Consider the following 15,428-nt stretch of genomic DNA (forward strand, 5'->3'; position numbering starts at 1 on the left):
GATGTCCTATTTATTTTGGCAAATAAAAACTGGTATTAGTTTTCACCAACACCAGAAAGTGTAGACCTGAAAAAAGCAGAATCGCCTAGGTAGGCGGTTCTGCTTTTTTGGAACAGTGTGACATTAACGATCGAAGATACTCAGCAAGTCATCATCTTCTAGAAAGGGTAGGAACGCGTGAAATTCACTCGCTCGTTCTTTTTCGTCGGTGATTTTTGGTAAGGCGCTTTTTAAATATTCGGCAATCGTGTCTGACTCGGTAAATGGGGCTAAACTGCGCAGAATTTTACGCTGCTCTGGATATTTGCGTGCCACTTTTTCAAACAGGTCATTAACTTGATCATCGTCCAAAAATGGCGCAAGTTCGACGAGGCTATCGAAATCCGTGATGCGATTGCTCATCAACGCGTCGTATAGGGCGTCGGAATCGATGAAGGGGAGTAACTCTTTCAAGTCACGCTGAGAAACCCGTGTGTCACCCCAAAGCTGTGATAAGGTCTCGCCATTGGCATCCTCGTCGCGGAACGGTGCCAGCTTGATCAACGTCGGTAGCGCATCTGGCATCAGTGGCAAGACTTTATGCTCCACAAATTCTTCGAGATCATCTTCGTCTAAAAACGGTGCCAACTTGGGTAACTCTTGCAAGAAATCCGGACTATCTTGTAACGTGTGCATCATTTCAGACAACGTATCGTCAGAAACATAGGGCGCGATTTCGCGCAACTGTGAAAGAGAAATCTGTTTATGTTCAACTTTATCCTCGACTTGTTGTGGCTTCATCACCGGTGCGGCGTCGATCACCGTTTCAATATTGACCGGTTCGTCGGGATCTTGAATTTGCTTGATCGTTTCCTCGCCCTCATCGGAGCCCAAAAGATCATTGATGGAAATATCCAGCACTTCTGCCAGCGACGCATATTTATCGATGTCGGGCATGGATTGACTACGTTCCCAATTGCTGACTGCTTGATAACTGACGCCTAAACGATCCGCTAGCTCCATTTGCGTCATATTTTTTGCTTTGCGTGCATCCGCGATTTTTTTACTGATTCGATTTGAATTAAAAATGACCATAAGTGTAACCTCCAGAATTGTTGTCGTTCTCGTCATGACTTGAAAACAATATCAGCTTAAGCCCAGGTCGAAAAAAAGTCTATCAAGTTCTGCTTGAGTCGTAAATTATTTCAAAATAAGCAACTCAAGTGCTGGTTGAGTTGCTGAATTACCGGGGTTTTGCGACTCAATTTTTAATGCGGAACGTTTTTGGCGCTTGCCGATAAATGATGACTGCACCGACGCCGACGTATACTAACGAGACGGCCGCGAGAATAATTGCGTACAATAATGTGCCGGTGGCGATTTGCCAATTCATGTAGGCGATCCAATATAAAATCCCCGAGACGATTTTATAAGCGGGATTAACGACTTGCATTTCGCTGGTAAACGGTTGGAGCAAGTAGTAAATAAATAATTCGTGGAATGAAAAGAGTAGGGTCAAACTCAAGAGGACAATGGCAAGTAGTAACAAAATCGACCACGAGAATGCGGCCGTCGACGCCCACATGATCAACGCGAGCAGAATGAAAGTTAATCCTGCAATCGTGCCGTTATAGATCAAAGTTTGTTTGAAACGGTAGAATAATCCGGCGAGGATCACGCGCCCCTCGCGATAAAACGGGTAGTAAAGCATGGCAATGTCGCAATTCACGAAACACATTTGCACAATATTTTTGCCGTAAGAAGTCACATACATCCCGAAAAATAAAAACGGCACAACGCTAATGAACGTTTGATCGGTAAATGCGAATAAACCTAGCAACTCAACAACGATTCCAGCGATGCCAATGAGGGCAATCGCACCCAGACGGAATAAAAAGCCTTTGCGCAAAACGGGGCGATAGCGTCGGAAGAGTAATTCGTTGACCGCTTGTTTGCTTTTAAGCGGTTCTAAGACAGTTTTATCGTCTAAGGTCAATTTCTTTTGTAATGCTAATCCTTGGCTGACATATTGATTGCTGGTGATTTCCGATTGACTATTTTTGTCGGCCAACCCTGTTTCAACCAAACGATAAATATAGTTGGACGTTGAAGTTCGTCGAAGGGTCGAGATGAAAAATAAACCACTCAACATCAAGAACACACTGTAAAATGGGGTGGCAAAAATTGAGGATTGCTGTTGACTAAATTGAAAAATCGCCAGTGCAATCAGTGCCATAACTAAGGCGATAAATAACAGGACATCGCGAATTCGACCGTCTTTTTCAGGATGGCGTTGGTATTCCCAACGTTGAATACTTTCACCAAGGAGGCTGAGTGCAATCAAACTAACGTAACCGTTCCACAACAATAATGGGGAAACATGCGTCAAAAGGTTCAGCAGAATGAATGCCGGCAGATAGGCGAGCAAAGTTTTGATAACATCCACGTAAAGTTGGCTGCAAACAAAATTTAAACGATCGAGCTGAAAGGAAATCATGGTGGCCAGGCTGGTTTCATCGAGCGAGCGAATTAAACTCGTAAAACCATGGCCGATCATTGGCGACAAGATGATCCAAAACGCAATCGTCAAATTGAGCGTTGCCGAATCAAACTTGAAAATATTATCGACGTCATTGATCAATCCGTTGCCGATCAAAGCTGCGGCGAGATAGCAGACAGCCAAAGTTAGCGCGGATCCGATCGGTTTCCACAAAATATTGACGCCTAATAAAATGGCATTCCAAATTTCTTTAAGTCCCAACGCATTATATAATTTATTAGGCAGTTTGTGACCAAGTAACGGTATCTTTTGTAAGGAATAATACAGTCCATTGATTTTTTTGGCGCGGTCGATTTTCTGAATGAAAAAATAGTCTTGGAAGACGGCTCTAATTCTCATCGGTATTTTCTCCTGAGCTCAACATCTCAACGACTTCTGCTTCGAAATTGGCGGTGTGAATATCGCTGGCGGTAACCGGATGAAGCTGTTGTTGATGGAGCAAGACGATCTCATCGCACATTTCTTGGGCAAGTTGCAGAATATGAGTCGAGAAAATAATGATCGTATCTTTCTTCAAGCTGATGATAAAGTCTTTCATTTGTTTTGCAGCGACGGGGTCGAAACTCGTTAGCGGTTCGTCGAGTAATAAAACCGGTGGCGACACGATCAACGAGACTAACATCTGAACTTTATTTTTCATCCCGGTCGAATAATCGCGAAGTAAACGGGTTTGCGCTGCTTGATCGAGTCCGACTTGATTGAGGTAACTGGTTGCGGAAATGTTGGGGTCGCGCAATCGACCATGATTAACTTCCATGAAATATGTAATAAATTCAAGCCCAGTCATGAAGCTCGGTAGGTGGGGCGTGGCATAAACGTAGCCGATATTCAGCGGATCGTAATCGCCCAGACTTTGGTCGTCTTCGCCGAGTAATATTTCACCACTGTTCCATTTCATATCTTTGGCGATGCAGTTGAAGAGCGTCGTTTTGCCGGCACCGTTTCTGCCCAACAAACCGTAAATCTTGCCCGACTCAAATGTGTAGCTGGTGTCTTTGAGGATCACTTGATCATCGAAGGCTTTGGAAAGATCCTTGATTGCTAATTTCATTTCATCACTCCTTGGCAATAGTATATCATGAAGTGTTTGACTGTATGGGGTTGTTTTTTTGATTTTGCATACTTCATTGTGAATTATAGTTTCAATTAAAAATGGTCAATCTTCGATTGGTCATATTTTTTGCGGTTCCGGCGAAATTTGTGGTGGGAACTGGGAACTGCTGTGGGGACGGCTGCAGGATTTCCAAAGTACGGAAATTCTTCCGCCTAAAATGTGAGCTCCTGAAAACCGAAGGATCTCACATTTTCCCATTTTGTAAATTCGCGCCAAACGCTCATTAACAAAATTGCCACTGCAAGTCCCAGTTCCCACCACAAATTTCGCCTCGTCTATTCGGAAGAGATCGATAATGTTTGACGTGGGAGATTTAACTTGCCCTTCTAAGTTGAGTAACAATATTTTTATTGCGCAAAACGAAAATCGGTAGTCTAGGTACACGACCAATTTTAAAATAGGCGCAATCTGCTGTCTGAAACCCTATGATGTCGGATTTTTAAGACTATTTTGCACCAATTTTAAAATTTGTCGTGTCTTAATTTGCGCAGATTTGAAACCTGTCGTTTTTTTAATTTTGTTATTCAGAGTAAAGACAACATTGAGAATCAACTTCCAGGAACCCAGCTATTCATTTTCTACGCCAAACTAAATTAAGTTTAGGTCGAAAGTGCTGGGGCAGGCAGTCGTGGCAGTGACAACCATGTTGACGGGCTGATTTTGCCCGTCTTACATGGTGGATCGATTCGAGACTCGGCGGTTTTCCGATCCTCAAATCGAAGCTCGGAACTTTTCGCGCACTTGGAAAAGTGGAGAGCGGTCCCACAGCCACAGACCTGCCTGCCCAGCGCTTTCGACCGAAGGTAGATCTGCATCTTAGAGCTGTTTCTCAGAGGCATACATTTTTCAATCGGTAATTTTCCCCTTACCGCTAATATTTGCTATAATTAGGAGCGAGACTGATGGGTTAGGTGCAAATATGAATTTAGAAGAAATGAAAAACAGACAAGCGCGCATCCGAAATTTTTCGATCGTCGCGCATATTGATCATGGTAAGTCGACCATTGCGGATCGGATCTTGGAAATGACCGATACCGTGGCCAAACGTGAGATGCAAGCACAATTATTAGATAACATGGATCTTGAGCGCGAGCGAGGAATTACGATCAAGCTCAATGCGGTGGAATTACATTATCATGCCAAAGATGGTGAGACCTATATTTTTCACTTGATCGATACGCCTGGACACGTGGATTTTACGTATGAAGTGTCACGCTCACTGGCTGCCTGTGAGGGTGCTGTTTTGGTGGTTGATGCCGCGCAAGGTGTTGAAGCACAGACGTTAGCCAACGTTTATTTAGCAATAGACAATGATTTGGAAATTCTACCGGTGATTAACAAAATTGATTTGCCATCTGCGGATCCAGATCGTGTTAAATCTGAAATTGAAGATATGATCGGCATTGATGCCAGTGATGCGGTTTTGACGAGTGCGAAAGTTGGGACCGGTATTCCTGAATTATTAGAGCGGATCGTCAGCGATGTGCCTGCACCAACTGGGGATTTGCAGGCACCATTAAAGGCACTGATTTTTGATTCCGTTTATGATAGTTATCGTGGCGTTGTTTTGAGTGTGCGTGTTTTTGACGGCACGGTTAAACCTGGCGATAAAATTAAAATGATGAATCACGGCGATGTTTACGAAGTGACTGAAGTTGGCGTGATGTCGCCTAAAGCTGTTCAGCGTGATATCCTGATGGCCGGTGATGTTGGCTATTTAACGGCGTCGATCAAATCTGTTCAAGAAACTGATGTCGGTGATACGATCACCAGCGCCGCTAATCCGACCGCAGAGGCACTGGCTGGTTATCGGAAGATTCAGCCGATGGTTTATTCAGGGATGTATCCCGTGGACAATGCCAAGTATGTGGATTTGCGAGAAGCCCTGGAAAAATTACGCTTGAATGATGCTTCGTTGGATTTTGAACCCGAGACGTCGCAAGCCCTTGGTTTTGGTTTCCGCTGTGGATTCTTAGGCCTGTTGCACATGGATGTTGTTCAGGAACGGTTGGAACGTGAATTTGATCTCGATTTGATCATGACGGCGCCATCCGTTGATTATCACATTGAATTATCCGATGGGACCGAGCAAATTATTGATAATCCGGCGCAAATGCCGGATCCATCTAACGTTAAAGAAATTCAAGAACCGTTCGTTAAGGCTGAAATCATGGTGCCTAACGAATATGTAGGGGCGGTGATGGAGTTGGCTCAGCGTAAACGGGGCGAATTTGTCACAATGGATTATTTGGACGAATATCGGGTCAATGTTATCTATCAATTACCGTTATCAGAAATTATTTATGATTTCTTCGATGATTTGAAATCTAGTACCCGTGGTTATGCGTCGCTTGATTACGATATTAGCGGTTATCGCGCCAGCAATTTGGTGAAGATGGATATTCTTTTGAATGGTGAAGCTGTGGATGCGTTGAGTTTCATCGTCCATCAAGACTTTGCGGCCGAACGTGGGCGCCTGATTGTTTCTAAGCTGAAAGAAGTGATTCCGCGGCAACAATTCGAGGTGCCGATTCAAGCGGCCATTGGCAATAAGATCATTGCGCGTGCGACAATCAAAGCCTATCGTAAGAACGTCCTCGCTAAATGTTATGGTGGGGACATTACCCGTAAACGTAAATTACTGGAGAAACAAAAAGTCGGTAAAAAGCGGATGAAAGCCATTGGTAATGTGGAAATCCCACAAGAAGCATTCATGACCGTTTTGAAAATCAACGACGATGATATCAAGGGTAAATAAAATAGTAGAAATAAGTTAACTCGTGTTATAATACGTTTCTAACAGTGATTTATCTTTTCAAAGTGGGGAATAGATGATGAAGAAAAAATTAAGAATCGTTTTGATCGTGCTCTTATTAGTGGTCGGACTGATTTTAATCTTCAATCAACAAATCAAGGATCAACTTGTGGCGTTTACCACGCAGAATAAAATCGAACAAGTCACGAAATCCAAAATCACTAAATCCAAAAAAGCCAAGGCAAGTTTTGATTTCGATGCAGTCGAGAGTGTTGACACCCAACAAGTTGTACAGGCCGCGACGCAGAATGACGCGAGTGCACTTGGCAAAATTGCCATTCCAGCGGTAAACTTGACGTTACCAATCGTTAAAGGTGTTGGTGAAACGGCTTTAGCAACAGGTGCAGGTACCATGAAGGCGGATCAAGAGATGGGTGCCGGGAATTACGCGCTAGCGGGTCACCATATGAATAATCCCAATATTTTATTTTCGCCAGTGACACGCGCACAAGTCGGTCAGTTGATCTACATTACTGACTTGACCAACGTTTATGTTTATAAGATCGACTTGAAAGAAGTGATCAAGCCAACCGATGTCAGCATTATCGATGATCAAGCTGGCAAAAAGATGATCACGCTGATTACGTGTGCGCAGTCCGGCACGAAGCGTTGGGCGGTTCAGGGTCAATTACAACGCGTTGAAAAAGCGACCAAGGCAAATTTAGCCGTTTTCTAATCCTAGAGTTTTAACAAAATTGGAGTTTTTAGATTGCAGTATCAATGGCACGAACCAAACGAAATGGATCCAAAATTAGTAGCGCAAATTCAAGCAACTTTGGATTTGCCTACTTTTGTTGTGCAAATATTAATTAATCGTGGCTATGATTCCACGGATAAAATTCAAAAGTTCTTGAATACCGACTTGGCAAACTTGACGACGCCGGACCATTTTCATGATTTGGAAAAAGCCGTTGAACGCATCGAAGAGGCAATTGAGAGTAACCAGAAAATTACTGTGTATGGTGATTATGATGCCGATGGTGTGACCAGCACGTCGATCATTGTCGAGGCACTAGAGACGTTAGGCGTTGAGGTGAACTATTACATTCCCAGTCGATTCAAAGACGGCTACGGTCCTAATTTAGCCCGTTATCAGGCTATCGTCGCCGATGGTACCGAGTTGTTGATCACCGTCGATAATGGGATCTCTGGTAATGAGCCGATTGCTTATGCACAAGAACATGGTGTGGATGTGATCGTGACGGATCATCATGATTTGCCCGCCGATTTACCTAATGCCTTTGCGATTGTGCACCCACGTCATCCAGAGTCGACTTGTCCATTTGGTTATTATGCTGGCGCCGGGGTTGCTTTTTATTTGGCTTGGGGATTATTAGGTGATTTGCCAGTTGATCTCTTAGACTTAGTTGCGATCGGCACAATTGCGGATGTGATGCCACTGACGGATGATAACCGGATCTTAGTCGCGGCTGGATTGAAGCAAATGCAGACGGGTGAACGTCTGGGCTTGACGGCCTTGGCTAAAGTTGCCAAGCTTGATTTAAATCAGGTAACTGCTCACGATGTTGGTTTCATTCTCGCACCGCGATTAAATTCGTTGGGTCGGGTAAATAGTGGTCGTCCGGCAGTGGCGTTATTGACAACGTTTGATGCCGATCAAGCTGCAGAAATTGCCCAGACGACCGAAGCCACCAACGTGCAACGGCAGCAATTAGTTCAAGGCGTGGTCACTCAAGTTCAAACCTCCTTAGCAACAACGACGGAACCGGCTGCTTTGGTAGCCGCTGGTGAAAATTGGGCCGAGGGTGTTTTGGGCATCGTCGCCAGCCGATTAGTTGATCAGTATCAGTGCCCGGCATTAGTGCTGAGCATCGATACCGCAACTGGTTTGGCTAAGGGTTCTGGCCGTTCGATTGGCGAATTTAACTTGTTTGCCGCGCTCGATGATTTTCGTGATGAAATGGTTAATTTTGGGGGTCACGCTGGTGCGGTCGGCTTAACCGTTGCCTCGGATAAAATCGATGGCTTGCGTGCCCATCTGCTAGAAAAAGCAAATGCGCATCCAGAACAAATTAAATCAACAGCGGGTTTGAACATCGATTTAAAACTAACAGTTGATCAGCAAGCACAACTTAAGCCGGAATTGATCGCGGATTTGAATCGGTATCTGGGTCCTTTTGGTGAAGGTAATGCGGATCCAGTGGTTGAACTTCAGCAATTTCCTTGGCAAAGTTGGTCCGCTATTGGTAAGACGAAACAAACCTTGAAGGGTGTTTTGAATGATCAGGTGGAGGCCATTGCCTTTCGCAAAGGGGAACTAGCTGCACAACTTGCGGGTCTCAACCCGATCACCGTCGCAGGTGAGCTTGGTTTGAATACTTGGAATAATCAGACGAAGGTTCAAATCAATGTGCTAGATTTCGATTTAAGTTCCACATCGTCAGAAAAGCCGGCACCAGTCAAAAAAGAAGCCACGAAAAAGGTCGCACCAATTTCTGAACGTGTCGGAACTCATTGGCACGTGGCGCAACGTAATGTGGAAGTGATCGACTGGCGTCAAAAGAAGTTTGATGCCCAGCTCTGGTTGCAGCCACGGCATTTCATTTGTTTCAATCCTAAATTAGGCTCGCAGTTGCAAACACGTTTTACCAATTCAGCGCAAATTCAGAGTTTAGAACAGTTGGCGGCAGAACAGCAGGAATTATTATTCGTCGATCTCCCGACGGATATTCAGTTGTTCACACGTTATTTAAGCCGTAGTAACGCAGCCAAAATTTATTTACTGTTCTACACCTCGCCAGCGATGAAAGAGCGACTACAAGTGCAGATCCCGCAATTACGAAATTTATTAAAAGAAATTTACCAACAAAAAGAAATCGAAGTTGCACAGCTGCCATTATTTGCGAAACATTGCCGTTTAACGATCCAACAATTACGGTTTGGATTTAAGGTGTTTTCTGAGCTAAATTTTGTTAAAATGGATAAGGAACGCATCTTGGCACAGCCACAAGCACCAAAACGGCAGCTCGCTGACTCGGCAACTTTTCTGAAACAACAAGCGTTACAGAAGAGTTATCGAGAATTGGCCGTGGGGGACTTGAATCAGATCGAAACGTTCCTCAAATCAAGTCAAAGTAGATAAGGATGTAAATGATGTCAGAAAAAAATATAGATTTTAAAGATTATGTGGCTTCAATACCAGATTTTCCTGAGCCTGGTGTGATTTTCCGCGATATTTCACCTTTGATGGCCAATGGCGCTGCTTATTCTGCAGCGACAGATCAAATCACCGCCTTTGCGAAGGAACGCGGCGTCGAAATGGTTTGCGGACCCGAGGCACGCGGTTTTATTGTCGGTTGTCCAGTGGCCGATCGATTAGGCGTCGGGTTCGCGCCGGCACGGAAAAAGGGCAAGTTGCCTCGTGAAACTGTTTCAGTTAAATTCCAATTGGAATACGGTGAAGCGGAATTATTCATGCACAAGGATGCTGTCCAACCTGGACAACGCGTCTTAATTGTAGATGATCTGTTAGCAACAGGCGGTACGGTTGCGGCGACGATCGATTTGGTCGAGCAATTAGGCGGTATCGTTGTGGGAACTGCTTTTCTAATCGAATTAGCAGATCTGCACGGTCGCGATAAAGTTAAGGATTATGACTTCTTCACGTTATTAAAATATTAAAATCAGAGTATTCAAAAAGTCCAAACGAATTTAACGTTTGGGCTTTTTGATTGGTGGCAATTAATAAGGTTTGAAATTTTTATCCAGATCTTTATCGATGCGACATGGACCATATTGGCGATTGAGAAGTGGCTTGCGTTTTACTTTGGCGGCGGGGTGCTTCGTTTGATTGCCAAAAAAGAGCCAGATAATGATCGGTTGGCAGATCAACAAAATAAAAGCCGCGGCAATAACGATAATTGCGCCGCTACGAATTTCGTCTTCGGAAAAATTGGATGCTAATTGTTTCTCCCAATATTTCTCAATGCTGGTCAGCTGGTGGTTTTCATTTTTCTCATGGCGAACGAATTGGTGTTGCTGGATACCGACTTCAATAATGGGGGCGTCTGTTTTGACTAAGTAGATGCCACCCAAGGTCAGAATCACGAAAACGACGAATAAAAGGTAAAGATGCTCACGAACGAATTTTTTCAAAGTAAACGCCTACAAATCATAGAATAACTCTATTCTAATCTATCATGGTCCCGCTTTCAATGGTTAACCAATTTTTCTCGAAATCTTTTTAAAAACAGTGCTATAATAATTATTCGTCGCGGTAAATCATTAGGAGGTGCTTTATGCGTATCATGATCATTGGTTCGCCTGGAAGTGGGAAGTCTACTTATACACGGCGCATAAGTCAACGCCTTAATTATCCGATTTTTTATTTAGATCGGTATTGGCATCAGACCGATTACAGCATGGCCGCCAAAAAGCATCTCGATTTTTTACAAGCGGAATTTATGCGCGCCCATCAAAATTGCATTGTGGATGGTAATTATAGCAGCTTAATGCCGACCCGAATGAAGCAGGCCGATTTGATCATTTGGTTGCGAGTGCCCCGTGTGATCGCAATCAAACGGGTGATTAATCGCTCGGTTCGCGGCCGATTTTTCCAGACAGAGCGGCCAGATATGGCGGCGAACTTTAGTGAACATTTCGATTGGGAATATGTGAAATTCATGAAATTTATTTGGGATTATCCGCGGCACAACTATCACTTAGTTGAAAGGTTACGTCAGCAATATGCGCCTCAAACACCGCTTGTCATTTTACATGGCAAGTCAGAAAAAGATGCTTTTTTAGCTAAGTTGGCCACAATACAGGATTGAGATCTTGATTATTTTTAGCTGTCAAGTTAATTTCTTTGACAATTAAATAAATAGGGCGTATAGTAAACAACATTCGCTACCAAGACCGTTCAAGAAATACGAAACAAGAACGGAGGTTTTATCTATGAAATATCGTATTCAACTTAATACGAACACACAAATTTTTACAGTTCTCGACACAGAATCCAAGAAATCTGCTGAAGGTATCACGATTCAAGAAGCTGTAAAAAAAGTCCAACTCTAATTAATCAAACAAAATATTAATCTAGTTGAATTTAACTGAGTCCAAAGGCACAACAGTCAATGGACTTTTTTTGTGGCCTATTTTTCGTTTAGTGGTGCACGCAACGCGTTATTTCCTAAGTTTTGCCGCATTAGTTACGCCGCTACACAGACTCGGTTAATTTGAAACCGACTGATCAATAGTGGAAATTTTTGTCGGTGTTTAGGCGTAACTCTTTGCATTCAGAGCCTAAAATTGCTATGATGTTTGGTGAAAGGGAGGTGATGTCTTTTGAGTACAACTCATAATTGTCTGAAGGCATCAGCCTCTAATCTGATTGCTTAGTCATTCAGACCGAGACTGATAGCCGAAGATTGGCCACCTAAATATAAAAAATGGGTGGTCTTTTTTTGTAGCTTGGTAGTTAGTTTGGTGGATTATGCTGATCAACGGCTCATGCTGTTTGTAGAGTTAGTGCTGCGTGTGGGGAGACCCGTGGTGGCGCGTGAGTGGAACGGGCGGTTCGGTTGGTTGGTGGAGTTAGTGGTGTGCGATAAAAGACTCCCTTCTATTTGTTGGACGATGTGTCTTTAGCCTGGGGTTATGGCGTTAGGTCTGGATTTGTGGTTTTTGATTTTGATTTTGATTTGTATGATTTATTTTTAGGATGGTGGACTGGATTGGCGAAGCGGAAACGGAAATTACAAAAGACTTTGGTTGAAAAGATTCTTGATCGCGCCAAAGTTTCTTATGAACAAGTTGAGTTTAGTTTGGACGATCAGGGCGAGGCTGAAGTTGAACACGAGTTGGTTTTTAAAACTTTGGTCTTACACGGAGAGAAAACTGGGCCGCTCGTGGGTGTGGTGCCAATTGAGCAACACCTCGATGAACGTAAGTTGGCGGAGGCTTCTGGCAACAAACGGGTGCGGATGATTCCGCTTAAGGAATTAGCTGAGACCAGTGGCTATGTGCATGGTGCTAATACGCCAATCGGTATTTATGAGCAAGATCATTTTCCGATTTTTATCGATGAGTCAGTCCTTAAAATGGATACGATGTTAGTTTCATCCGGTAAATTAGGACGTTCGGTGCGGATCGCACCTCAGGATTTGATCGATCTTGTCCATGCAACTGTTGTTGATCTTGTTGTTTCAGACTGAATAGGGAGTGAGTTTATGTTTAAATCACCTGCAAATCGTTTTGCCAGCTTTGGCGTTGTTTCGATCTTACCTGGTGAGCTGATCGATCAAATTTGGTCGATCATCGATCAGAATTTACAAGGGATGTTTCCGTTAGATAATAACGTCTTAACGTTTGAGTTGCGTCACGATCAGAAGAATCATGTGCAATATGTTTATCACAGCGACGATTCAACCGATACAATTGCTTTTGATACAGAGATCGTTTATCAAGCCGCTTTCCCCGATACCTTGCTAGTTTATGATGATGGTCAGGCACAGACGATCTTATTGCCATCAGAAGCCAATTAACGGATGGAAATTCGCTTATTAAAATATTTTGTGACCATTGTTAGTGAAGGCACTGTTTCCAAGGCCGCCGATGTTTTGCATATCACGCAACCTACGCTCAGTCGTCAGTTGAAAGAATTGGAGACTCAGTTAGATACGCAGCTATTTGTTCGTGAGAAGAACCATTTAAGACTGACTGAAGCGGGATTATTTTTGAAAAGTCGTGCCGAAGAAATTATCGAATTGACCGACAATACGCAACAGGAATTTTTCGACCGTAAAAAGCAATTATTCAGTGGCCATTTGACAATCGGTTGTGTTGAGGCCGATAATTCCGATACGATGGCGTTGATCTTGGAAGAATTCATTGCCGATTATCCGCAGGTGACATTCAATATTTATACGGAAACCAGCGATGATATTGTTGAACGGCTCGACAAAGGGTTGATCGATTTGGCCATTCTGCTAGAACCGATCAATATGGAAAAGTATCATAGACTCGTGTTGCCACGCACCGAACGCTGGGGTCTTTTGGTGTCGGCTGAATCGTTTCTGGCCGAAAGTCAAACGATTCAGCCTGCAGATTTAATGGGCACACCGTTGCTGCTTTCTGGCCGTCCAGATGTGCAGCAGTTAATTGCGCAATGGGCAAATTGTGCGGTGACTGATTTAAATGTGGTGGGTAATTTTAACCTGAGTTTTAACATCATCCCATTAGTCGCTCGCCAAGTGGCTGCCGCCGTTAGTATTGAGGGCGCGCCGGTTTATGGAAGTGGTATTAAGTTCGTGCCATTTGCGCCGAGCATGCAAACAAATTGTGTTCTTGCTTGGCGGCGTGAGCGCGAAATGACACCGGTTGTCCGTGAGTTCATTCGTTATTTCCGCAAAGCCTTTGCCACCAAAAAATAAGTTGTCTGTGATTTTGAATGGCGTCGAAATAAATCTATGAGAACTAGTTGAAGCTAGTTCTATTTTTATGCTCTAAAAGCATAGATGGTTTTAAAATAAGCATTAGACGCATGACCGTTTTAGCATTATGCTTATTCTTGTCAGTCAGGAGGCGAGTCAATTGGCAGTGGTGATTTATTTTTCTCGCGCTGGGCAGAATAAGCAGCATGGTGAGGCGCAGTATATTAATATTGGCAACACCGAATTGTTAGCACAAAAAATTGCGACCCAATTACAATCGCGAGCAGTTCCCATTGTGCCCCAGATTTCCTACCCGGTGAGCTACGAAGAAACTTTGAAATTAACGCAAGTCGAATTATCAACGGCACAGCAAATAGCCATCCACACGCTGCCAATTGAACTCGCCGATGTGCAACAAATATTTCTTGGTTTTCCCGTCTGGTGGAGCACATTGCCACAAGCAGTGGTCAGCTTTTTAGTAATCACCGATTTAGCTGGTAAACAAATCTATCCCTTCTGTACACATGAGGGGAGCGGCTTCGGACAATCATTGGCGCGGTTGCATGAATTGGTACCGGAGGCAACAATCGAGACGGGATTAGCAGTTCGGGGATCGTCAGCCTATAAAGCAGATGTGGCGGTCAAAAATTGGTTACATTCAATAAAAATGGAGAAATCCAAAGGAGATTATTCAAATGGCAAAAAATGAAGCACTCAAAAATGGTGGCATTTTTCCACGTGGGGCCAAAAATGATGTGTTCGCCCAATATTTCATTGGCCAAAGTTACTTACAAGGTTTAGTCAACGATCCAGCAGTCAATGTGGGTGTTGGCAACGTCACGTTCGAACCAGGATGTCGTAATAATTGGCACATTCACCACAACGGCTATCAGATTCTGTTGGTTACCGGTGGCGAAGGTTGGTATCAAGAAGAAGACAAACCTGCACAGCACTTACTACCTGGTGATGTTGTGGTTACTCACGACGGCGTTAAACACTGGCATGGTGCCACCAAAGATAGTTGGTTCGCACATGTTGCCATCACAGCGGGCATGCCAGAATGGTTAGAACCCGTGACCGACGAACAATATGACGCACTCGAAAAAGGAGATAAATAACATGGCAGAAAAACAAACCGCTGGTCGTCAAAATTTAGGCGACTTTGCACCCAAGTTTGCGGAGCTCAATGATGATGTTTTGTTTGGCGAAGTTTGGGCTCGAGAAGATAAATTGTCAGCGCGCGATCGCAGTATGATCACCGTTGCCAGCCTCTTCACACAAGGCGTTCCCCAATTAGAAGCGCACATGAAGATTGCTAAGAAAAATGGTGTGACTAAAGACGAAATGGTTGAATTGATCACTCACTTGGCATTTTATGCGGGTTGGCCTAAAGCTTGGTCGGCGTTTGCGTTAGCTAAAGAAGTTTATACCGATTAATACGCTGGCAGAAAAATAATAGCCCCATCATATTTTTATGACAAATACAGCGCGCACCGATTTGTGAAGTGCAACATAAAAGTTAGACAAAAATAAATAGTTTTACGCAGCTAAGGTATGTTCTCGGTA

General features: G+C 43.7%; 15 protein-coding genes. 11 read left to right on the forward strand and 4 right to left on the reverse strand.

Annotated elements, in window-relative coordinates; genetic code table 11:
• Positions 1 to 123 precede the first annotated feature (123 nt).
• The 3 genes from EKM67_RS09285 to EKM67_RS09295 all read right to left on the reverse strand — a co-directional run bounded on the left by EKM67_RS09285 (position 124) and on the right by EKM67_RS09295 (position 3,590).
• A complete protein-coding gene (locus EKM67_RS09285) occupies positions 124 to 1,074 on the reverse strand; it encodes a helix-turn-helix domain-containing protein (RefSeq protein ID WP_164506635.1) in 951 nt (316 codons plus the stop codon).
• A gap of 166 nt (positions 1,075 to 1,240) precedes the next feature.
• A complete protein-coding gene (locus EKM67_RS09290) occupies positions 1,241 to 2,878 on the reverse strand; it encodes a hypothetical protein (RefSeq protein WP_125578742.1) in 1,638 nt (545 codons plus the stop codon).
• Complete coding sequence (locus EKM67_RS09295; protein WP_125578743.1) at positions 2,868 to 3,590, reverse strand: ABC transporter ATP-binding protein; 723 nt, start codon at positions 3,588 to 3,590, stop codon at positions 2,868 to 2,870. Before EKM67_RS09295 ends, EKM67_RS09290 begins: the two co-directional genes overlap by 11 nt.
• 982 nt (positions 3,591 to 4,572) lie before the next feature.
• On the opposite strand from EKM67_RS09295, the gene lepA reads away from it, so the two are divergent.
• The 4 genes from lepA (at position 4,573) to EKM67_RS09315 (ending at position 10,110) form a co-directional block, all read left to right on the forward strand.
• On the forward strand, positions 4,573 to 6,411 hold the full coding sequence (gene lepA, locus EKM67_RS09300) for a translation elongation factor 4 (protein WP_125578744.1): 1,839 nt from the start codon (positions 4,573 to 4,575) through the stop codon (positions 6,409 to 6,411).
• A gap of 73 nt (positions 6,412 to 6,484) precedes the next feature.
• Positions 6,485 to 7,144, forward strand: coding sequence for a class A sortase (locus EKM67_RS09305; RefSeq protein WP_225417359.1), 660 nt, complete (start codon positions 6,485 to 6,487; stop codon positions 7,142 to 7,144).
• Between the two features lie 33 nt (positions 7,145 to 7,177).
• The gene (gene recJ / locus EKM67_RS09310) at positions 7,178 to 9,571 is read left to right on the forward strand and encodes a single-stranded-DNA-specific exonuclease RecJ (RefSeq protein ID WP_125578745.1); all 2,394 of its coding nucleotides are present in this window, start codon (positions 7,178 to 7,180) and stop codon (positions 9,569 to 9,571) included.
• A gap of 8 nt (positions 9,572 to 9,579) precedes the next feature.
• The gene (locus EKM67_RS09315; protein ID WP_125578746.1) at positions 9,580 to 10,110 is read left to right on the forward strand and encodes an adenine phosphoribosyltransferase; all 531 of its coding nucleotides are present in this window, start codon (positions 9,580 to 9,582) and stop codon (positions 10,108 to 10,110) included.
• 60 nt (positions 10,111 to 10,170) lie between these two features.
• Here EKM67_RS09315 and EKM67_RS09320 read toward each other — a convergent pair whose 3' ends face one another.
• A complete protein-coding gene (locus tag EKM67_RS09320; protein ID WP_125578747.1) occupies positions 10,171 to 10,584 on the reverse strand; it encodes a hypothetical protein in 414 nt (137 codons plus the stop codon).
• A gap of 143 nt (positions 10,585 to 10,727) precedes the next feature.
• On the opposite strand from EKM67_RS09320, the gene EKM67_RS09325 reads away from it, so the two are divergent.
• The 7 genes from EKM67_RS09325 (at position 10,728) to EKM67_RS09355 (ending at position 15,299) form a co-directional block, all read left to right on the forward strand.
• Entirely contained in the window at positions 10,728 to 11,261 is a 534-nt protein-coding gene (locus EKM67_RS09325; protein ID WP_125578748.1) for an AAA family ATPase, read from the forward strand.
• 903 nt (positions 11,262 to 12,164) lie between these two features.
• Positions 12,165 to 12,644, forward strand: coding sequence for an aminoacyl-tRNA deacylase (locus EKM67_RS09330; protein ID WP_125578755.1), 480 nt, complete (start codon positions 12,165 to 12,167; stop codon positions 12,642 to 12,644).
• Positions 12,645 to 12,659: 15 nt separating this feature from the next.
• Positions 12,660 to 12,974 carry a DUF960 domain-containing protein gene (locus tag EKM67_RS09335; protein ID WP_125578749.1) on the forward strand — a complete coding sequence of 105 codons (315 nt, stop codon included), beginning with the start codon at positions 12,660 to 12,662 and terminating at the stop codon, positions 12,972 to 12,974.
• Between the two features lie 3 nt (positions 12,975 to 12,977).
• A complete protein-coding gene (locus EKM67_RS09340; RefSeq protein WP_125578750.1) occupies positions 12,978 to 13,862 on the forward strand; it encodes a LysR family transcriptional regulator in 885 nt (294 codons plus the stop codon).
• Between the two features lie 166 nt (positions 13,863 to 14,028).
• Complete coding sequence (locus tag EKM67_RS09345) at positions 14,029 to 14,571, forward strand: flavodoxin (RefSeq protein WP_225417360.1); 543 nt, start codon at positions 14,029 to 14,031, stop codon at positions 14,569 to 14,571.
• A complete protein-coding gene (locus tag EKM67_RS09350; protein ID WP_125578752.1) occupies positions 14,558 to 14,980 on the forward strand; it encodes a cupin domain-containing protein in 423 nt (140 codons plus the stop codon). Before EKM67_RS09345 ends, EKM67_RS09350 begins: the two co-directional genes overlap by 14 nt.
• 1 nt (position 14,981) lies before the next feature.
• Entirely contained in the window at positions 14,982 to 15,299 is a 318-nt protein-coding gene (locus tag EKM67_RS09355; protein WP_125578753.1) for a carboxymuconolactone decarboxylase family protein, read from the forward strand.
• Positions 15,300 to 15,428: the final 129 nt, after the last annotated feature.

Origin of the sequence: Lapidilactobacillus mulanensis (assembly GCF_003946215.1) — a bacterium.
In the GTDB taxonomy this organism is placed as follows: Bacteria; Bacillota; Bacilli; order Lactobacillales; family Lactobacillaceae; genus Lapidilactobacillus; species Lapidilactobacillus mulanensis.

Coding starts and splice junctions, on each gene's coding strand:
- EKM67_RS09285 (WP_164506635.1), bottom strand. CDS start 1,074: ATGGTCATTTTTAATTCAAATCGAATCAGTAAAAAAATCGCGGATGCA.
- EKM67_RS09295 (WP_125578743.1), bottom strand. CDS start 3,590: ATGAAATTAGCAATCAAGGATCTTTCCAAAGCCTTCGATGATCAAGTG.
- EKM67_RS09335 (WP_125578749.1), top strand. CDS start 12,660: ATGTTTAAATCACCTGCAAATCGTTTTGCCAGCTTTGGCGTTGTTTCG.
- EKM67_RS09355 (WP_125578753.1), top strand. CDS start 14,982: ATGGCAGAAAAACAAACCGCTGGTCGTCAAAATTTAGGCGACTTTGCA.
- EKM67_RS09325 (WP_125578748.1), top strand. CDS start 10,728: ATGCGTATCATGATCATTGGTTCGCCTGGAAGTGGGAAGTCTACTTAT.
- lepA (WP_125578744.1), top strand. CDS start 4,573: ATGAATTTAGAAGAAATGAAAAACAGACAAGCGCGCATCCGAAATTTT.
- EKM67_RS09340 (WP_125578750.1), top strand. CDS start 12,978: ATGGAAATTCGCTTATTAAAATATTTTGTGACCATTGTTAGTGAAGGC.
- EKM67_RS09315 (WP_125578746.1), top strand. CDS start 9,580: ATGATGTCAGAAAAAAATATAGATTTTAAAGATTATGTGGCTTCAATA.
- EKM67_RS09350 (WP_125578752.1), top strand. CDS start 14,558: ATGGCAAAAAATGAAGCACTCAAAAATGGTGGCATTTTTCCACGTGGG.
- EKM67_RS09290 (WP_125578742.1), bottom strand. CDS start 2,878: ATGAGAATTAGAGCCGTCTTCCAAGACTATTTTTTCATTCAGAAAATC.
- EKM67_RS09305 (WP_225417359.1), top strand. CDS start 6,485: ATGATGAAGAAAAAATTAAGAATCGTTTTGATCGTGCTCTTATTAGTG.